At 73.2% G+C, this 18,240-nt stretch carries 19 protein-coding genes; 8 read left to right on the top strand and 11 right to left on the bottom strand.

The window, feature by feature from the left end; genetic code table 11:
* The first annotated feature begins 8 nt into the window (after positions 1–8).
* From ACZ7C5_RS36425 to ACZ7C5_RS36415, 3 genes are all read left to right on the top strand, one after another.
* On the top strand, positions 9–1,280 hold the full coding sequence (locus ACZ7C5_RS36425; protein ID WP_470324329.1) for an MFS transporter: 1,272 nt from the start codon (positions 9–11) through the stop codon (positions 1,278–1,280).
* Positions 1,281–1,634: 354 nt separating this feature from the next.
* On the top strand, positions 1,635–2,600 hold the full coding sequence (locus ACZ7C5_RS36420; protein ID WP_470324328.1) for an adenosine kinase: 966 nt from the start codon (positions 1,635–1,637) through the stop codon (positions 2,598–2,600).
* Entirely contained in the window at positions 2,597–2,920 is a 324-nt protein-coding gene (locus tag ACZ7C5_RS36415; protein ID WP_401086828.1) for a hypothetical protein, read from the top strand. Before ACZ7C5_RS36420 ends, ACZ7C5_RS36415 begins: the two co-directional genes overlap by 4 nt.
* Positions 2,921–3,567: 647 nt before the next feature.
* Here the strand turns inward: ACZ7C5_RS36415 and ACZ7C5_RS36410 are convergent.
* From ACZ7C5_RS36410 to ACZ7C5_RS36375, 8 genes are all read right to left on the bottom strand, one after another.
* Positions 3,568–5,481: an FtsX-like permease family protein gene (locus ACZ7C5_RS36410; RefSeq protein ID WP_470324327.1), complete on the bottom strand. Its 1,914-nt coding sequence runs from the start codon at positions 5,479–5,481 to the stop codon at positions 3,568–3,570.
* Entirely contained in the window at positions 5,394–6,212 is an 819-nt protein-coding gene (locus ACZ7C5_RS36405; RefSeq protein ID WP_470324326.1) for an ABC transporter ATP-binding protein, read from the bottom strand. The genes ACZ7C5_RS36410 and ACZ7C5_RS36405 overlap by 88 nt, the downstream gene beginning before the upstream one ends.
* A 68-nt stretch (positions 6,213–6,280) precedes the next feature.
* A complete protein-coding gene (locus tag ACZ7C5_RS36400; protein WP_470324325.1) occupies positions 6,281–6,586 on the bottom strand; it encodes a hypothetical protein in 306 nt (101 codons plus the stop codon).
* Complete coding sequence (locus ACZ7C5_RS36395; protein WP_470324324.1) at positions 6,553–6,879, bottom strand: hypothetical protein; 327 nt, start codon at positions 6,877–6,879, stop codon at positions 6,553–6,555. Before ACZ7C5_RS36395 ends, ACZ7C5_RS36400 begins: the two co-directional genes overlap by 34 nt.
* Positions 6,876–8,141, bottom strand: a complete 1,266-nt coding sequence (locus tag ACZ7C5_RS36390) for an AfsR/SARP family transcriptional regulator (protein ID WP_470324323.1) — start codon at positions 8,139–8,141, stop codon at positions 6,876–6,878. Before ACZ7C5_RS36390 ends, ACZ7C5_RS36395 begins: the two co-directional genes overlap by 4 nt.
* 157 nt (positions 8,142–8,298) lie before the next feature.
* Complete coding sequence (locus ACZ7C5_RS36385; protein ID WP_470324322.1) at positions 8,299–8,484, bottom strand: hypothetical protein; 186 nt, start codon at positions 8,482–8,484, stop codon at positions 8,299–8,301.
* Positions 8,485–8,637: 153 nt separating this feature from the next.
* A complete protein-coding gene (locus ACZ7C5_RS36380; protein WP_401086819.1) occupies positions 8,638–9,393 on the bottom strand; it encodes an ABC transporter permease in 756 nt (251 codons plus the stop codon).
* Entirely contained in the window at positions 9,390–10,295 is a 906-nt protein-coding gene (locus ACZ7C5_RS36375; RefSeq protein WP_470324321.1) for an ATP-binding cassette domain-containing protein, read from the bottom strand. Before ACZ7C5_RS36375 ends, ACZ7C5_RS36380 begins: the two co-directional genes overlap by 4 nt.
* Before the next feature lie 592 nt (positions 10,296–10,887).
* Between ACZ7C5_RS36375 and ACZ7C5_RS36370 the strand changes: the two genes are divergently transcribed.
* From ACZ7C5_RS36370 to ACZ7C5_RS36360, 3 genes are all read left to right on the top strand, one after another.
* Positions 10,888–11,493: a thioesterase II family protein gene (locus ACZ7C5_RS36370; protein ID WP_401086815.1), complete on the top strand. Its 606-nt coding sequence runs from the start codon at positions 10,888–10,890 to the stop codon at positions 11,491–11,493.
* Positions 11,494–11,693: 200 nt separating this feature from the next.
* Complete coding sequence (locus tag ACZ7C5_RS36365) at positions 11,694–13,103, top strand: class I adenylate-forming enzyme family protein (RefSeq protein ID WP_401086814.1); 1,410 nt, start codon at positions 11,694–11,696, stop codon at positions 13,101–13,103.
* A 39-nt stretch (positions 13,104–13,142) separates the two neighbouring features.
* Entirely contained in the window at positions 13,143–13,925 is a 783-nt protein-coding gene (locus ACZ7C5_RS36360; RefSeq protein ID WP_401086813.1) for a carbon-nitrogen hydrolase family protein, read from the top strand.
* Between the two features lie 181 nt (positions 13,926–14,106).
* Here the strand turns inward: ACZ7C5_RS36360 and ACZ7C5_RS36355 are convergent, their stop codons facing one another.
* Complete coding sequence (locus ACZ7C5_RS36355; RefSeq protein WP_401086811.1) at positions 14,107–14,772, bottom strand: DUF1453 domain-containing protein; 666 nt, start codon at positions 14,770–14,772, stop codon at positions 14,107–14,109.
* Between the two features lie 78 nt (positions 14,773–14,850).
* On the opposite strand from ACZ7C5_RS36355, the gene ACZ7C5_RS36350 reads away from it, so the two are divergent.
* Positions 14,851–15,474 (top strand): TetR/AcrR family transcriptional regulator, encoded by a 624-nt coding sequence (locus tag ACZ7C5_RS36350; protein WP_401086809.1) that lies wholly within the window; start codon positions 14,851–14,853, stop codon positions 15,472–15,474.
* Positions 15,475–15,539: 65 nt separating this feature from the next.
* On the opposite strand, the gene ACZ7C5_RS36345 is transcribed toward ACZ7C5_RS36350, so the two are convergent.
* On the bottom strand, positions 15,540–16,271 hold the full coding sequence (locus ACZ7C5_RS36345) for a response regulator transcription factor (protein ID WP_401086806.1): 732 nt from the start codon (positions 16,269–16,271) through the stop codon (positions 15,540–15,542).
* Positions 16,272–16,486: 215 nt separating this feature from the next.
* On the opposite strand from ACZ7C5_RS36345, the gene ACZ7C5_RS36340 reads away from it, so the two are divergent.
* On the top strand, positions 16,487–17,638 hold the full coding sequence (locus ACZ7C5_RS36340; protein ID WP_470324320.1) for a sensor histidine kinase: 1,152 nt from the start codon (positions 16,487–16,489) through the stop codon (positions 17,636–17,638).
* Between the two features lie 87 nt (positions 17,639–17,725).
* On the opposite strand, the gene ACZ7C5_RS36335 is transcribed toward ACZ7C5_RS36340, so the two are convergent.
* Positions 17,726–18,240, bottom strand: a 515-nt coding sequence (locus ACZ7C5_RS36335; protein WP_470324319.1) for an acyl-CoA carboxylase biotin carboxyl carrier protein subunit, incomplete at its 5' end; no start/stop codon positions are given.

Here is an 18,240-nt window from a genome sequence, read left to right as displayed (position 1 = left end):
GACACTTCTTGTTCGCCCCGTACCGCCGTCTTTTCGCCCCCAAGGGGAGCCTCGCGTTCACCCTGTCGGGGTTCTTCGCGCGCCTCGCGCTGTCCATGTACGGCGTGAGCACCGTGATCATGGTCGCCTCCCTGCGCGACTCCTACGCGCTGGCGGGTGCCGTCTCGGGCGTCTCGCTGGCGGCCACGCTGGTGACCGTTCCGCGCATCAGCCGGCTGATCGACCGGTACGGGCAGGCCAGGGTCGCCGTTCCCGCCGCCGCGATCTCGGCGCTCGGGTCCGTCGCCCTGATGCTCTGCGCCCACTACGACACCCCGGCCTGGGCGCTCTTCGCCACCGGCCTCTTCTCCACCGCGCCCAACGCCGGCGGCATGGTGCGGGCGCGCTGGGCGGAGATCTACCGGGACGACGAGCAGTCCCTGCACGTCGCCAACTCCTTCGAGCAGGTGCTGGACGAGATCTGCTTCATCGTCGGCCCCATCCTCACCGTCTTCCTCTGCACCGCGCTGTTCCCCGAGGCGGGGCGGCTGGTGGCCATGGTGCTGACGCTGGGCGGCACGTCGCTGCTCGCGGCCCAGAAGTCCACGGAACCGCCGGTGCAGGAGCCCGACCCGTCGGCTCCGGCGCCGCTGCGCAACCGGGGCCTCCAGGTCATGCTGCTGACGTTCCTCTTCACCGGCACCATCTTCGGTTCCCTGGACCTCGCCTCCGTCGCGTACACCGAGGAGCTGGGGAACGCCTCGGCGGCGGGTGTGGTGATCGCCCTCCAGGCGGCCGGCTCGGCGGTGTCCGGTGTCCTGTTCGGGCTGGTGGTACCGAAGGGCAGGATCACCACGCGGTTCCTGCTCGGCCTGGCCGCCATGGCGGTGCTGATGCTGCCGCTCCAACTGGCCGGGAACCTCTGGTCGCTGTGCCTGCTGATGTTCGTCGCCGGTATGGCGAACACGCCGACCATGGTCACCAGCATGACGATGGTCCAGAAGCTGGTGCCACGCTCGCAGATCAACGAGGGCATGGCGCTGGCCGTGACCAGTCTGCTGGGTGGCATCTCGCTGGGTTCGGCCCTGGCAGGTGTGGCGGTCGACCGCTTCGGCCCGGCCACCGGCTACTGGCTGGCCCCGGGCACGGCCGTGGTGGCCCTGGTCGTCTCGGTGCTCGGTGCCAAGCGGCTCCGGGCCGCCGACACCGCGCCGGAGGACGCGGACGAGAACGCGGAGGAGGACGGCGGCACGGAGAGGACGGCCGGTGGCGTCGTGGTGTCGCCGGCCACCGAGCAGTGACGGGGGCGACGAGGAGGACCGGGTGACCGGTCCTCCTCCGAACCCGACCGGCCGGTGCCGTCGGGCCAGACCAGCCCTTCCTTCAGCGCCGTGATCACGGCGGCCGTCCGGTTGGGCGAGCCGGGCTTCAGCAGAATGGAGCCGACCAGGCGCTTGGCGCCGGGCGTCGAGATGCCGGGCACGCGCGCGATCTGCTTGTTGCTCAGCCCCTTGGCGGGCAGGGCGAGCGTCCCGGTCTCGCGCGGGGTCGGCGACACGGAGCGGGCGCCCTGGCCCACTGCCCGGGCCCCAGGGCGGTCGCCGACCTCGACCGCGACCTGTGACACCACCCGCATCAGAGAGGAACCCCACCCCATGAGCACCACGACCGACATCCTCGTGCTGGGCGGCGCCGGCGTGGACACTGTCGTCCACGTCCCCGAGCTGCCGCTCCCGTACGCCGACAGCTACATGACCGAGCCGGGCATCGTGACCCGCGCGGGGCAGAGCGGCGACTTCGTGGCCCTCGGTGTGACCGCGCTCGGCCTGCGCGCCCACCACGTCGACCTGCTCGGTGACGACCCCGAAGGCGACCTGGTGCGGGCGTTCCACCGCGACCGGGGCATCCCGTTCACGGAGGTCCCCTCCGCCCGGGGCACCAAGCGGGCCGTCAACCTGGTCGGCCCGGACGGGCGGCGGCTCTCGCTGTACGACAACACCCGCTCCCAGGAGAGCGACCGTCTCCCGGACGACACGGTGCGCGCCCTGGCCGCGGCCGGCCGGCACGCCCACGTGGTGATCACCTACCCGTGCGCCCTCGCCATGCCCGCCCTCGTCGAGGCCGGCGTCACCATCTCCACCGACCTGCACGACTGGGACGGCGCCAACCCCTACCACGAGCCCTTCGCGCTCGCCGCGGACCTCGTCTTCCTGTCCACCACCGCCCTGGCCGACCCGGAACGCACCATGCGCGACATCGCGGAGCGCGGCCGGGCCCGGATCGTCGTGGCCACCGCCGGCGCTGAGGGGGCGTACCTGCTGACCGACGGGCAGCTGACGCACGTCCCCGCCGTCACCCCGCCCGCCCCCGTGGTGGACACCAACGGCGCCGGCGACGCCTTCGCCTCCGGTTTCCTGCTCGGCTGGCTCGCCGGCGAGGACGTGCGCCGCTGCGCGCTGTACGGCGCGGTGGCCGGGGCGTACGCGTGCACGGTGCCGTCCACCCGCGCCGATGCCATCGGCCGCGACGAACTGCTGGCCAGGGCCGCCGAGCTGCTGCCGGCCTGGTCCGGGGACACCCGGACCGCGCGACCGGCCGAGTCCGCGAGGGGCGGCGCATGACGCACCCGGTGGCGGACGGGCTCAGGTCCGGCTACGACGTCGTGATCCTCGGCGCCACCCGGGTGCGGGAGGTGCTGCTGCACGCCGGCTGCGTCCTTGGCCTGGCACCCGGACAGCTGGCCCCACTGGCCGTGCACGGCTCCTTCCCCGAGGCGGGCCTGATCGCCAAGCACCTGCTCCTCGCGGCAGACCGCGTCGACCTGCCGACGTACGCGGAGCTCCTCCCGGCGCGGGCCGCGGAGGTGCTGCGCGGTGTCGCCGAGGAGCCGGACGGCGCGGAGGAGCCGGTTCCGCGCGGGCACCTGGACGCTGGACCGTGAGCCTGCTCGGTTGCCAGGACCTGGGCGGCGCGGATCGACCAGGCCACCGCCGAAAGCCTGGTCAAGGCCGTCCTCTCGCTCCCCCCTGGGCAGCGCGCCGGGCTCGCCGAACGCCTGCTCACGCATGAGCTGTCCGACCCGTGGGCGTTGCGTCGGCGCGGCGCACAGCTGCGGGAGGGTTCCGACGCGAGGTAGCGCTGAGTGGATGTGACAGGTACGCTGCGTGTCGCTGGCTGAATGCCATGCGGGCCCGGTTGCCGCTCCGTGGGGGGAGTCGCGTCCGGGCCAGGCCGCCGGCCAGAGGCCCGGTTGAACTCGTGGGGGAGTCTCAGCCGGGCCCGTCGGCCGATTCGTCCGGCGGCCCGGATGGCCGTTCTCGATGCGGCCCATGAGCATTCGCGGACGCCTACGACGAGTACGCCCGACAGGTCCTGAAGTCCGACCCGGGCCAGGGCAAGGTCGCCGGCATCGAGAAGACCTTCACCCGGCTGGAGAAGGCGTCCGCCCGGCTCGACGACGCCTGCAAGGGCTGACCGGCCCCTGACGGCCGGCCCCTGACCGGCGCCCTGGGCGGATACCGTCGCCGTGCGGTACCCGCCCCGGGCGTCACCGGGGCGGGTACCGCACCGCGCGGAACGGACCGTGGGTCAGGCGGCCCCGTCCGCTGCGGGGCGCCCCCGCAGCGCGGCCGCCGCCGCCAGGACCGAGGCGGGGACGGCGACCGCGGCACAGGCCGCCGTCACCGCGGCCATCGTCGCCCACGGCAGTGCCGGCGGGGCCCCGGACCCGACCAGTACGGACAGCGCGGACCAGGTTCCCATCACGTTGAGCGCGGTCACGACCAGGCCCAGGAGCGCGCCCGCCACCACCACGACGGCCGCCTCGACGGCCACCACGTACAGCACCTGGCCGCCGGTGGCCCCGGTCAGCCGCAGCGTCGCCAGATCACGGCGCCGGTCACCGGTGGCCGCGACCGCCGTCCCGGCCAGGGCGATCAGGGAGTAGACCAGGGCCAGCCCCAGCACCACGAAGACGGCCAGCCGGCTCTCCCGCTTGGTCTCCGGCTGCGAGGCCGCGATCCACTCCTCGGCCGTGGCCGACACGGCGCCGTGCGGCCGCACGGCCGCGGCCAGGGCGGCCCCGGTCCGCGCCCGGTCCGCGCCCTGGTCCACCATGACCTCGACCCGGTCGGGACGGGCGCCGGGGGCGTTCGCGGCGGTCACGTACACGCTGTTGCCGCCCGTGCCCCTGCGCATCACGGCGGCGACGGTCAGCGCCACCTTGGCGCCGTCCGCCCGCCAGACGTCGACCTGCCGGCCGACCTCGGTGACCGGCCATTCGTCGTTGACGACGATCGACCGGTCGTCCAGGTCCTTCACCGACCCGGCGATCAGCGGGAGGCTCGACAGCTCGGCGAAGACCGCCGGATCGACGACCCGGCCCTGCTCGGGCACCCGCACCACGCCCTCGTAGAGGTACTCGACCGTGGTGGGCGCCGTGACGGACGTACGGCTGCCCGGCACCGCGGCCGCCCGGACGGCGGCGTCGTCCAGCGTCGTCCCGGACACCGGGGTGACGACGAAGTCCGCGACCGTACGGCTGCGCATCTCGTCCGCCTTGCCCGCGCCGACGGTGTCCGTCGAGCCGAGCAGGGACCCGGCCAGGGCGACACTGACGAGCACCGGGGCGGCGATCGCGGAGGTCCGCCGGACACCGGCGGTCGCGCTCTCGCGCACCAGGATCCCGACCGCGCCCCGGGCGGACGCCAGCGGCCGGGTGACGAGCCGCACCAGCGGTCCGGCGGCCGGCGGGGCCAGCAGGGCGAACGCGCCGATGAGCAGCATCGGCTCGGTGGTGTACGTCTTGCGCTTGAGCGGGCTCGCCGGGTCGGACACCAGCTGCTGGACGAACAGGACCAGCCCGCCGGCCAGCAGCAGTCCGCCGAACACCCACCGTCCGAGCGTCATCACCCGCTTGTCGACGGCCGACTCCCGCAGTACTTCGACGGCGCTGGTGCGGGCCGCCCGGCCCGACGCGGCGAACGCGCCGGTGAGAGCGACCACGAGCCCGATCGCGAAGGCCACGGCGTAGGGCCACACCTGGTCGCCCACCGTGAGCCACGCGGGCGCGAGCCGCTCCCGGGCCATCCAGTCGACCAGGGCGGGGCCGCCCACGCTGCCGATCAGCATCCCGGCCAGCGCGGCGGGGACGGCCACCAGGGCCGCCTCGACGAGGACGGCGACCCGCAGCTGGCGGGGGGTCGCCCCGGCGATGCGGAGCAGACCGAACTCGCGCTGGCGCTGGGCCACCGCGAAGGCGAACGCCGACGCCACGACGAACACGGAGGTGAAGGTGGTGACGGCCGAGGCGGTGCCGAGCATGGCGTTGACCGTGAACACGGCGTCCGCGTCACGGTCCTTGAGTTCCTGCGGTGCGTCGAGGGTGGCCGCCAGCGCGAGCCCCATCGAGGCGGTCAGGCCGACACCGAGTGCGACGGCGAGGAACACACCCACGAAGTGGGCCCAGCGGGCCCGCACCGTGGCCAGGGCGACACTCGGCACGGGATCTCCTCGAGCTCGGTCATCCGCGCGGCGATCTCGTGGGCGGCGGGCCGCAGCAGCTCACCGCTGACCCGGCCGTCGACGAGGAAGACCACCCGGTCCGCCTGGGAGGCGGCCTGGGGGTCGTGCGTCACCATGACGACGGTCTGGCCGTCGTCGTCGACCAGGCCGCGCAGCAGGGCGAGCACCTCGCGGCCGGTGGAGGAGTCCAGGGCGCCGGTCGGCTCGTCGCCGAACAGCACCTCGGGACGGGTGATCAGGGCGCGGGCCAGGGCGACCCGCTGCTGCTGGCCGCCGGACAGCTCGGAGGGCCGGTGGCGGGCGCGGTCGGCGAGGCCGACCCGGCGCAGCGCCTCCTCCACCGCGCCGCGCGCGGGCTTGCGGCCGGCCAGCCGCAGCGGAAGCGCCAGGTTCTGTTCGGCGGTCAGCATCGACATCAGGTTGAACTGCTGGAAGACGAAGCCGATCCGGCTCCGCCGGAGCAGCGTCAGCTCGCCCTCGGACATGCCGGTCAGCTCGGTGCCGCCGAGGGTGATGGAGCCGTCGTCCGGCCGGTCGAGGCCCGCCGCGCACTGCAGGAGGGTGGACTTCCCCGATCCCGAGGGCCCCATGATGGCAGTGAAACTCCCGGCCGGCGGGGCGAGCGAGACCCCGTCGAGTGCTCTGACCGTGTGGTCGCCCGCTCGGTAGGTCTTCGTCACCGACGTCAGCACTACTGCGTCGTTGCTCATAATCCTCTTGTCTCTCGTGGTGTGAGGCGGCGATGGGCCGAGAACGGACGGGGGCGGTGGGAAGCTGCTCAACTCGCTACCGGCAGCGCGGTGTCGACGGGGATCCGGACGGGCAGGGAGCGTGCGTAGCAGAGCACGAGCCGGTGGAGCCGGTACCGCGGAACCCCGTTCGTCCCTCCGGACGGTTCCGTGGGGTCCATGAGCGAGGCGTCGGCCAGCCGCTCCAGCAGGTCCTCGGCCAGGACGACGGGAAGATCCAGGACGGCGGCGGCGGTCGCGGCCGAGAAGGAGCGCTCGCCCAGCGCGGCGCACCGGCGCAGGTCGTCCTCCGCCACGCCGGTCAGCCGCAGCCAGGAGCACAGCGAGCGTGGCATGTCCAGGCCGCCGAAACGCAGTTCGCGCAGCCGGTCGGCCGGCGCGGCGAGCCGGCCGGCCAGCAGTGCCGGCGACCAGTGGGGCGGGCGGCGAGCCGGGCGCCCGCCGTCCGCAGGGCGAGCGGGACGCCGCCGCAGTACGCGACGATCTGCCGGGCGGCCGCCAGGTTCTCGGCGACCCGCCCGACACCCACGGCGGCGGCCAGCAGGGCCAGGCCGTCGTCGTCGCCGAGCGGTTCGACGACGGTGGTGTGCGGGCCGATGGCGGCGGCGAGGTGCGGGTGACCGATCACGAGGACCGCGGGCTCCTCACCGTCGGGCAGGAGCGCGGCGAGCTGCTCGGTGTCGGAGACGTTGTCCAGTACGACCAGCAGCCTGCGTCCGGCGGTACGGGCGCGGTAGCGGCGCACCAGCTCGTCGAGACGGGGGCGGAGCGCCACGGCGGGGGACCTCCCCGCGCCGTACGTCCAGTCGCCGGCCGCGGTCTCCTCGCCGAGGGCGCCCAGCAGCCGGACCAGGACCTCGCGCGGATCCCGGGCGGTGCCGTGCTCGTCCGTGAGGTCCACGTACAGCTGCCCGTCGGGGAAGTGATACCTGCTGGTGTGCGCGGCGCGCAGGGCGGGGCCGTCTTGCCGACCCCGCCCAGGCCGGTGACCAGGCCGCGCCGGACCGGGCTTCCGGGGGCCAACAGGGCCTGCAACGTGGCCAGTTCTCGCTCCCTCCCGACGAACGTGGCGGTGTCCGGGGGCAGTGTCGACGGCGCCACCGGCCCCGCGGGGGCGGGCATGCGAGGGGCGCGGGTGACCGGCTCGGCCGGGGCGGTGTCGAGGGAACCGTCGAGCACGGCCTGGTAGGTCCCGGTGAGTTCGGCACCCGGGTCGACTCCGAGCTCGTCGGCCAGGACATGGCGGCCCTCGTGGAAGACGCGCAAGGCGTCCGCCTGGCGGCCGGACCTGTAGAGAGCGGTCATCAGCTGCGCGCGCATCCGCTCCCGCAGGGGGAAGTCGCTGACGAGGCGGACGAGTTCGGCGGTGAGGTGCTGGTGATGACCCAGCGCGAGGCCGGCCTCCACGCGGTTCTCCAGCGCGGCCGCCCTGACCTCCTCCCAGTGCGACTCCTCCTGCTCGACCAGGAGGTCCGTGGTGTTGGCCAGTGCCGGACCGCGCCACAGGTCGAGCGCCCGGTCCAGCAGGCTCCTCGCCTCCTCGTGGCGGTGTGCCTGGAGCGCGGCGCGGCTCTCGCGTTCCAGTCGCTCGAACTCGACGACGTCGACGAGGCTGTCACCGGTCTCGAAGGCGTATCCGGGCGCCCGCCGGACGATGGCGACCTCGGGTTCGAGGAGTTTGCGCAACCGGGAGACGTACGTGTAGATCTGCGCGTTCATCGTTGTGGGCGGGTAGGCGCCCCACAGCAGCCAACTCAGCCGTGCGTCCGGGACCACCCTTCCGCGAGCGATCAGCAGTGCCGCGAGCAGCGTGCGCATCTTGGTCCCGGACAGCCCGATGGGCTTGCCGTTGCGTCTGGCTTCGACGGGACCGAGCAAGCTGAACTCCATGGTTCCCCCCGTTGGCTGGTGTCTTGTGCACGCCCATGCTGCCGGGGGTGGGTGTCGTCCCGCTTTCGATCGGATTTCGCCGCGGGCGACCGCCGTTGTTCCCGGGTGCAGGGCGCCGGGGTTCACCACCGTCATACATTGGCGCCGGTAACGGGGTTCAAACGGAATCGTCGGGGCGTAGCGCGGCGGAGGAGAGCGCGGCGCGGCGCGCCTGCGGCTCGTGGCGGGCGTACTGCCGGGCGCCGAACTCCTCGCACGCCTCCAACTCGCCGGATTCGGCGCGCTCCTGGAGCCGGCGGGCGATCTGATGGCGGCGCGGAGCACCGCTGCGATACGTGGCCACGCCGGGATCCTATGCGCCCCGGGGCCCGAGCCTGCCGACCCTGCGTCACATCACTGATCAGGGAAGGTAGTCGGGCAGATGGCCGAAGCCGTCGGCCCCCCGAGCGGGTGTGCTCGGGGGGCCGACGGCGTGGGGGCGGGTGGGAGCGGGCGGTCAGCCCTGTTCGCGGTTGATGACGCGCATGCCCCAGAGGCCGAAGATGACGACCAGGCTCAGGGCGGCGAGGGTGCCGGTGGCGGTGGCCTGGGTGGCGTAGTGGCCGGCGGCGATGTCGCGCAGGGCGTCGGCGACGTGGGTGAGCGGGTTGGCGCGGGCCAGGGTGTGCAGCCAGTCCGGGGCGTTCTGCATGGGCAGGAGAAGGCCGGAGAGCAGCATGAGTGGCACCAGGACCATGCTCAGCAGCGGGGCGAAACGGTTCTCCTGCTTGAGGATCAGCGCCAGCCCGTACGAGGAGCAGGCGATCCCGGCGCACAGGACGGCGGACAGCGCCAGGAGCAGCAGCACCGAGGGCACGGAGGCGCGGAAGCCGAAGGCGGTGGCGACGGCGAGCAGGACGGCGCCCTGGATGCCGGTCTGGGCGAGGTCGCCGAGGACGCGGCCGGAGAGCAGTGCGGCCCGGCTGACGGGGGCGACGCGCAGCCGCTCCATGACGCCGGAGCGCAGTTCGGGGGTGATGGAGAAGCCCGCGTAGGCGGCGCCGAACAGGGTGAGCTGCATCAGCATGCCGGGGACGAACCACTGCCAGGCGTCGATGTCCCGGGGGAGGGTGTTCTTCAGCAGGGGGCCGAAGAGCACCAGGTAGACGAGCGGTCCGGAGACGCCGACGAGCAGCTGGGCGGGGCTGCGCACCCAGGGGCGGACGGAGCGGACGAAGATGTGCCCGGTCTGCTGGAAGTAGCGCACCGTCATTCTCCCTGGTCTTCGGCGTCGGGGGTGGCGTCGGCGTCCCGCAGGCTGCGGCCGGTGAGGGTGAGGAAGACGTCGTCGAGGGTGGGCCGCTGGGTCTGCACCTCGTGCACGGCCAGGTCGACCCGGTCGAGTTCGCGCAGCAGCCCCGGCAGGACGGTGGAGCTGAGCGGCACCCGCACCCGCAGCACCTTTCCGTCGACGGCGATCTCGCGGGCGCCGGGCAGCCGGCCGGCGATCTCGGCGGCGGCGGCCGGGTCGTCGGTGGTGAGGGTGATGAGGTCGCCGGAGATCTCGCTCTTGAGCCCGTCGGGAGTGCCCTCGGTGATGATGGTGCCGCCGTCGATGACGAGGATGCGCTCGCACAGCGCGTCGACCTCGTCGAGGTAGTGGGTGGTGAGGAAGACGGTGGTCTCGTGCTCGTCGCGCAGCGACCTGATGTGGTCCCAGAGGTTGCTGCGGCTCTGCGGGTCGAGCGCCGTGGACGGCTCGTCGAGGAAGACGAGCCCGGGCTGGTGCAGGACGCCCATCACGATGTCGAGCCGCCGGCGCTGGCCGCCGGAGAGGGTGGAGACGATCCGCCGCTCCATCCCGGACAGGTCGTAGCGGTCGAGCAGGTCGGTGACCCGGGCCTTGGCGGTGGCGGCGCTCATGCCGTACAGCCGGGCCTGGGTGATCAGTTCGTCGCTAACGCGCTGGTCGGTGCCGGCTCCGTTGCCCTGGCCGACGTAGCCGATGCGGCGGCGCACGCCCGCGGGGTCGGAGAGCAGGTCGCACCCGGCGACCACGGCTTCGCCTGAGGTCGGGCGCAGCAGAGTGGCGAGCATCCGCAGCGTGGTGGTCTTGCCGGCGCCGTTCGGACCCAGGAAGCCGACCAGTTCGCCGTCGGCGACGTCGATACTCACGCCACGGACGGCGGCGACTTCCTGTTTCCCGGAGCGGAACGTTTTGGCAAGGTCTCGTACCTTGATCATCTGCGATGCCTCATCCGGTCGTGCGCAACTGCCTTCGGGCATGGGAACATCACGCCGTACCCATCGGAGAAACGGCATCGGTCCCCGCCGGCGCGCTGCGCTGCGGGGGGTGTGATGACACGCACCACGGTGCGTGCACTGGGACGCTAACGGCCGCCGTTTCGGCCGGACAACCCCTAGACGCCCCAGCGCTGACCGGGGGTTCCTCGACCGCCCCCGGAGTCCGCCCCGGAGTCCGGCTCCGGCACCGGGCGCCGACGACCCGCGCGACGGGGCCCCGTGCCGCCCCGGCCGCGCGCCGAGGCCGTTCGCGGACTGTCTTTCTCCACCCGGGACTAGACCCGGGGGTAGAGGCCGCCGGTGCCGACAAGCCGTAGTGTCGGCGGCACCGAACGTGAACGTGAACGCGTCCACGAACGTGAGCACAGAATGCGAATGCGAATGCGAACGTGAACGCCGACGTGAGCGCGAACGCGAACTTCACCCCGAACCGCCCCCACGAGCTCCTGAAGGGACGAGTACCGTGACCTTGGACACCCGCGGCGGTGTGGACCTCATCAACATCCGTCACCCGATGTCGCCCAGCACGTTCCGCATGGCCTTCTTCCCCCACCTCCTCGACTCCTCGGTGCGGTTGCTCGACCTCGCGGAGCTGCTGCTGCCGACGGTGGAGGTGCTGGCCTTCCAGTACCCCGGCGCGTACGACTTCGACGGCCCGCCGCGGATCGGCGGCACGGCCGAGCTGGCCGACCGGGCGTTCGGCACGCTGATGGCGTGGACGGACCGGCCGCTGGCCCTGTTCGGGCACCGGGTCGGGGCCGACGTGGCCTACGAGGTGGCGAGGCGGCTGGAGCAGGAAGCCGGCGTCGTCCCGGCGACGCTGTTCATCTCGGGCCGCGGCGGCCCCGCCCGCACCGGCCCCGAACTGCGCTGCCCGGTGGTCGCGCTGACCCGGGAACACAGCCCGCGGGCGCTGGTCGAGGACGTCCGGTCCTGGGAGTCCTGCACCACGGGACCGTTCTCGCTGGAGGTCCTGCCCCGGGCGCACGGCGGTCCGGACGGCTACAGCCGGCAGGTCGCCAACCTGGTGCACGACCAGCTCATCTCGGGTGAGAACAAGGGGCTCTAGGGGCGGCTAAGGGTTTCCCGGACGGGTGTGCGCTCCCTAACTTCGTGGGTGGGGACCGTTGACGACGTCCCGGTGGCGAACCGGAGGTCCCCTCAACCGTCCCGGACGACGACGGCACGTATGCCCCGGGCGGCTTCCTGTCCGGTTCGCGGCCGCGCGCGCCGCTCGCCTCCGGGCCCGAGGAAGGAAGCGCCCGACCAGTGACCTCGAAGATCTACGGCCCCGACACGGTGCTGACTCTCCCCGCGTTCGAACAGGAGGCCCTGCGCATCGCCGAGGCCCTCCGCGAGCGCGGTGTCGGCCCAGGCCAGCGTGTGGTGTTCAAGGCGGGGAACTCGGTGGCCTGGCTGGGCACGCTGCTGGGCCTCATGCACGCCGGAGCCTCCATCGTGCTCGTCGACCAGCAGGAGACGGTGGAGGAGACCGCCCGGATCGTCCGGCGGACCGGGGCCAAGGTGGTCCTGGTCGACGAGGACTCCCCGATCGACCCGTCCCACGACCCGATCCACCTCTACGAACTCCTGGTCGCCGCGGCGGGCCGGGAGACCGCCGAGCGCGAACTCGACGTGACGGCCTGGGGCGAGATGCCCGACGGCCTGATCATGTGGACGTCCGGCTCCACCGGCCAGCCCAAGGGCGTCGTCAAGTCGGGCGGGAAGTTCCTGAAGAACCTGGAGCGCAACGCCCGCCAGGTCGGCCACGTGGCGGACGACGTGCTGCTGCCGCTGCTGCCGTTCTCCCACCAGTACGGGCTGTCCATGGTGCTCATCGCCTGGCTCACCCGCAGTTCGCTGGTGGTCGCCCCGTACAAGCGGCTCGACCGCGCGCTGCGGATGGCCGGGGACACCGGGGCGACCGTCATCGACGCCACGCCCGCCAGCTACCGCTCCATCCTCAACCTGATCGGCCGCAAGCCGGCCCTGCGGGCGCACATCGAGCGCAGCCGGATGTTCTGCGTCGGCGCCGCCCCGCTGGACGGCACGCTGGTCGACCGGTACGTCGCCGAGTTCGGGCTGCCGCTGCTGGACAGCTACGGCAGCACCGAGCTGGGCAACATCGCCTTCGCGACCCTGGAGAACCCGGTCGCCACCGGCCGGGTCATGGAGGGCATCGCGCTGCGCGTCGTCGACGAGGACGGCGCCACGGTGCCCGCCGGCCAGGCCGGCGAGATCGAGGTGGACACCCCGGACGGCATGGAGGGCCACCTCGCCGAGGACGGCTCGCTGCTGCCCGCCCCGACCGGCTGGCAGCGCACCGGCGACCTCGGCCACCTGGACGAGCACGGCAACCTCTTCGTGCTCGGCCGCAAGTTCGCCGTGGACCGGATGGGCTACACGCTCTACCCGGAGCTGATCGAGCGCAAGGTGGCGGCCGAGGGCTGCTCGGTGCGGATCGTCCCGCTGCCCGACGAGCGCCGCGGCTCGCAGCTGGTCTTCTTCGTCGAGGACGAGGAGGGCCGGGAGGCGGCGTACTGGCGGGAGGCCGTCCGTGGCATGCTGGCCACCTACGAGCAGCCCGACCGGGTCGTCGTCCTGGACCGCTTCCCGCTCAACCGCAACGGCAAGCCGGACAAGCGGCAGCTGGAGCAGCTGGCACAGGAACAGCGGTAGCGGCCGCGCCCGTACCCGAGACCCCGGAGGTTTCCCCCAGTGAGAATCGCCTGCCTTCAGGCCGCGTCCGGCACGACGGGCGTCCGGCAGTCGTACGAACAGCTGCGGGAGGCGGCACGCCGTGCGGCCGAGGAGGGGGCCGGACTCCTGGTCACCCCCGAGATCTCGGTCGGCGGCTACCCGCTGCTCCCCGGCGTCCGGAACGAGGCCGCCGGGCCGGTGGACGGCCCGCAGTGCGCCGAAGTCTCGGCCATCGCGCGGGAGTTCGGTATCGGGCTGGTCCACGGCTGGCCGGAGACCGACGGGGACGCGCTCTACAACTCGGTCCGCCTGGTGGACGGTCGCGGCGACACCCTCGCGGTGTACCGCAAGACGCACCTGTACGGGCGGGCCGAGCGCGCGCTGTTCACGCCGGGCGACACCGCCGTCGTCCAGGCGTCCTTCGGCGGTCTGACGGTCGGTCTGCTGATCTGCTACGACGTGGAGTTCCCCGAGATGGTCCGGGCGCACGCGCTGGCCGGGACGGAACTGCTGCTGGCGCCCACCGGGCTGATGCGGCCCTGGGAGTTCGTGGCCCGCACCCTGGTGCCGGCCCGGGCCTTCGAGAGCCAGCTCTACATCGCCTACACCAACTGGGCGGGGGAGCACGGGGGTCTGAGCTTCTGCGGGAACACCACGGTGGCCGCGCCGGACGGCACAGCGCTGCACCTGGAGGCGGACGCGGGCCTGCTGTTCGCGGACGTCGACCCGGCGGTGGTGGCCGAGGCGAGGGCCACCACCCCGTACCTGACGGACCGGCGTCCGGAGCTGTACCCGGCCTGATCCGCGCGGGCCGCGGCCACGGGCCGCGGTCATCGAGGGCGGTCACGGAGGGCGGCACCACCCGCACGCGTGGGCGGTGCCGCCCTCCGGCGATCCCGGGCCGAGCGAGGGGGCGCCCCGGGAGTGCGAGAGGCCCGGCCGGGAACCCCGGCCGGGCCTCTTCGCGTACGGTGCGCGTCGCTCAGCGGCGCTTGAACTTGTCGAGGTCGTCCAGGATGCTGCCGCCGGAGCGGTACCGGTCCAGGAGGCCGGCAGCCGGGCTCCGGTTCTGGCCCGGCCGGCCGTCGCCCTGGTTCTGCCCCTGCCCCTGGTCCTGGCCCTGGTCCGGTCCCTGCCGGCCCTGGTCGCCGCGGCCGGTGTACTTGTCCAGCAGGCTGGGCTTCTCCGGCGCGAAGTTGCCGCCCTTGAGCAGGCCGCGGTAGCCGATGACGAGCGCCTCGCCGAGGAAGCCGATGCCGATGGAGAGGTTCATCGGCCGGGCGTCCTCGTGCATGCCCATCTTCTTGGCGAGCAGGCCGTAGAGCGCGGAGGCCACGAAGGCGACGACGATGACCAGGAAGGTCTTCGGCGTGTAGCGCTGGTGCAGGACCTCGTTCTTCTCGAAGACGACGACGGTGGAGCCGCGCACCAGGCCGAAGCCCAGGCTGATGACGGAGCCGCCGAGGACCCAGCCGATGTCCGTGCCGTTGAGTTCCTTGACCTCCGCGACGGACCAGATCCCCAGCGCGGTGAGCACCACCGCGGGGCCGAAGAGGTCACGGACGTTGATCGGCTCGCCGATCAGGCGCTTGATGATCAGGGCAACAGCGCCGACGGCGATGATCGCCACGAGTAGCCAGGTGTTCACTGTTTGTGCCCCTTTGTTCCCGGGTCGCCACTCGGCCTTGCCGAACTTAATTTAGCGCACCCGTGCTATAACAACAACATGCCGAAGGTCGTAGCCCCCGAAACCCGCCGTCAGGACGTGGCGCGAGCCGTACTGCGCATCGTCAGCAGGGACGGTCTCGAACACGCCTCACTGCGCAACATCGCCGAGGAGGCCGGCCTCGCGATCGGCTCGGTGCGGCACTACTTCGACAACCAGGCCGACGTGCTGATCTTCGCGATGGAGGAGCTGCGGCGGCGCATCGACACCCGCATCCGCGTCCACGCCGAGAAGCTGCTGGACCCGGACGCCGGCGTCGACCGGCGCGCCGTCACCGAGGCCCTGCTGACCGAACTGCTGCCGCTGGACGGGGCCAGGCGCGAGGAGGCCGTGCTGTGGCTGGCGTTCACCTTCGCGGCCCGCACCCGGCCGGAGTTCAGACCCGGGGCCGCCCTGATGCAGCAGGCGGCCCGCGAACTCGTCTCACGCGTCCTGCACGAGGCCAGGGCCGCCGGCGGCCTCCCCGCGGACGTCGACGTCGAACTGGAGACCGGGCGGCTCGCCGCCCTGCTGGACGGCCTCGCCCTCGGCATGGTCCTGCAACCCGGCGGCATCGAGGCGGACACCGCGCTGCGGATCCTGCGCCTGCACCTGCGCGACCTGACCGCCGGCGGCCGGGATTGAGCCGCGGACGGGCGTCGCGCCGAGGCGGCCGCGACGCTCCGGTCCGCCACCGACGCCCCGTCGCCTCAGAGCCGGTCGAGGCCCTGCCGGAACACGTAGCGGACCGCGTCCGCCCGGTTGCGCGCGTCGATCTTGGCGAACACGTTGTTGATGTGCGTCTTGACCGTCGCCTCCTCGATGAACAGCGCGCCGGCGATCTCCGGATTGCTCAGCCCGTCCGCGATCAGCCGCAGCACGTCCACCTCGCGGTTGGTCAGACCGTCGGGGAAGACCTTCCGGCGGACGCCGCGGGCCTTCGCCCGGCGGACCGCCTCGGTCTCCTGGACCGGAGCCGGCGGCGGGACGGGCGGCGCGGCGGCGAGCGCGGCGGCCAGCCGGCGGGTCACCGTCGGATCGAAGGTCGACTGGCCGTGCGCCGAGTTGCGGATCGCCATGGCGATCTGCTCGCGGTTGGCGTCCTTGGTGAGGTAGCCGCGCGCCCCGGCGCCGAGCGCGGCGGCGATCGACTCGTCGTCGGCGTACGTGGACAACGCCAGCACGGTCACCTCCGGGTGGTCGGCGACGATCCGCGCGGTGGCCTCGGCGCCGCCGCCCCGGGGCATCCGCAGGTCCATCAGGACCACCTGCGGGCGGGTCTCGGCCACCATGCTCACGGCCTCCACGCCGTCCGCGGCGCCGCCCACCACCTCGATGTCGTCCATCAGGTCCAGCAGGGACATCAGTCCCTCGCGGACGATCTGCTGGTCGTCGACGACCAGGACCCGCACCGGGCCGGTCGGTCGTTGCGTCTCGCTCATGTGCGTTCCCCGAGGTCGTACCGTTCGCGTCGCCGTGGTGTACCGCCCGGCCGTGGCCAGGGCGATGTGACGACGCGTCTTCTGTTCTCCTACCCCGGCTTCCCGGGAATCCGCAAACTCCGCCGGAGCGACGGCACCGGCACCCCCGTCCGCGGCGGACGGCCCGCTCACCGGGCCGCGGCCGCGGCCCACCGCACCCTTCCGGAATGGTACGCATGACACCGAAGCCCGACGGCGGCCACTTCATCGACCGCATCGCCCCCGGGTGGCTGGTCGTCCAGTGCCTCGGCACCCTGGCCCTGGCGGTGGCGCTGGGCACCGCGCACGAGGACAGCCCGCGGATCTGGGCCGCCTACACCTTCAGCGCCGTCACCTGGCTCCTGTTCATCGCCCTGGACCGGACCCGCCCGGGCGCCGCCGCCGCGATGCTGGCCGCCAGCGCGCTGGTGCCCTCCCTCGCGGTCGGCGCCGCCCACGACAGCACCGCCGTGATCGTGCTCTGCGTGGTGCTCGGCCGCTTCACCGCGCTCACCGGCCCGCCGGGACAGCTGATGGCCGGTGTGATCATGATCTGCCTCGCGCTGACCTGGATCAGCTGCGCCCTCGCCGGGCGGCCGTTCGGCGCCGTGCTCGGCCACACCCTGCTGGTCCTGCTCCTCACCCTGATCGGCCTGAACCGCCGGCAGTCCCAGCTGCGCGCCGAACAGGCCGAACAGCTGCTGGCGCAGTCCCGGCTGATGCAGCGTGAGCAGGCCCGCGGCGCCGCCCTCGCCGAACGCACCAGGATCGCCCGCGAGATGCACGACGTGCTCGCCCACTCGCTCGGAGCCCTCACCGTCCAGCTCAAGGTCGCCACCGCGCAGATCGAGAAGGGCGACTCGGAGGGGGCGCTCGCCAGGGTCCGGCGGGCGAACCGGCTCGCGGACGAGGGCCTCACCGAGGCCCGTGAAGCGGTGGCCGCGCTGCGCGACGACGTCCCGCCGCTGGACGAGGCGATCGAACAGCTCGCCGCCGAGCACCGGCTCAACCACCCCGGCGAGGTGCGGCTGCTGATCACCGGCCGGGTGCGCGGCCTGGCCCCGGCGGCCGCGGTGTCGCTCGCCCAGGCCACCCGCGAGGCGCTGACCAACGCGGCCAAGCACGCGGTGGGGGAGCGGGTGGAGATCGCGTTGGACTTCGGCCCCGAGGCGGTGCGGCTCAGTGTGGAGAACCGGACCCGCTGCGGGCGCCGGCCGGACGCCGACCACGTCCCCGGCTACGGACTGACCGGGATGCGCGAACGGATCACCCTGGTCGGCGGCACTCTCGTCGCCTCCGCCGAGGACGGCGGCAGGCGCTGGCTGGTGGTCGCCGAGGTGCCCGCCTGACGGACCGGGGCCGGGCGCCCCGGCGGACAGCCGTGACGCCCGGCCGGAGGTACCGGGCCGGGCGTCACGGTCCACAGCGCGGGGCTGTCAGTCCTTGATCTCGCAGATCACGGTACCGGCCGAGATCGAGGCACCGACCTCGACCGAGAAGTCCTTGACGATGCCGGAGCGGTGGGCGGTGATCGGCTGCTCCATCTTCATGGCCTCCAGGACGACGATGAGATCGCCCTCCTCGACCCGCCGCCCGTCCTCGGCGGCGACCTTGACGATGGTGCCCTGCATCGGCGAGGTGAGCGACTCGCCCGAGGCCGCCGCGCCGGCCTTGCGGCCCGCCTGGCGACGCGGCGCCTTGCGGGTGCCGGCCGCGCCGCCCGCGCCGCCGGCCGCCACCGCGCCGAGGGACTCGGGCAGCGAGACCTCCAGGCGCTTGCCGCCGACCTCGACCACCACCGTCCGGCGGACCGGGGCGTCGGTCTCGGCGTCGGCCGCCGGCGCACCGCCGAAGGCCGGGATGGTGTTGTCGAACTCGGTCTCGATCCAGCGGGTGAAGACGGTGAAGGGTTCGTCGTTGCCGTGGACCTCGGGTGCGAAGGCGGGGTCGG

The sequence above is a fragment of the Kitasatospora sp. NPDC036993 genome (assembly GCF_055607525.1).
This window is presented reverse-complemented; position numbering and strand designations above follow the sequence as displayed.

Excerpts from the sequence above, each read along its gene's own strand:
- ACZ7C5_RS36380 (WP_401086819.1), bottom strand. The coding sequence starts at position 9,393 with ATGACGGTGCGCTACTTCCAGCAGACCGGGCACATCTTCGTCCGCTCC.
- ACZ7C5_RS36390 (WP_470324323.1), bottom strand. The coding sequence starts at position 8,141 with ATGGAGTTCAGCTTGCTCGGTCCCGTCGAAGCCAGACGCAACGGCAAG.
- ACZ7C5_RS36350 (WP_401086809.1), top strand. The coding sequence starts at position 14,851 with ATGCCGAAGGTCGTAGCCCCCGAAACCCGCCGTCAGGACGTGGCGCGA.
- ACZ7C5_RS36415 (WP_401086828.1), top strand. The coding sequence starts at position 2,597 with ATGACGCACCCGGTGGCGGACGGGCTCAGGTCCGGCTACGACGTCGTG.
- ACZ7C5_RS36420 (WP_470324328.1), top strand. The coding sequence starts at position 1,635 with ATGAGCACCACGACCGACATCCTCGTGCTGGGCGGCGCCGGCGTGGAC.
- ACZ7C5_RS36340 (WP_470324320.1), top strand. The coding sequence starts at position 16,487 with ATGACACCGAAGCCCGACGGCGGCCACTTCATCGACCGCATCGCCCCC.
- ACZ7C5_RS36405 (WP_470324326.1), bottom strand. The coding sequence starts at position 6,212 with ATGAGCAACGACGCAGTAGTGCTGACGTCGGTGACGAAGACCTACCGA.
- ACZ7C5_RS36400 (WP_470324325.1), bottom strand. The coding sequence starts at position 6,586 with ATGCCACGCTCGCTGTGCTCCTGGCTGCGGCTGACCGGCGTGGCGGAG.
- ACZ7C5_RS36345 (WP_401086806.1), bottom strand. The coding sequence starts at position 16,271 with ATGAGCGAGACGCAACGACCGACCGGCCCGGTGCGGGTCCTGGTCGTC.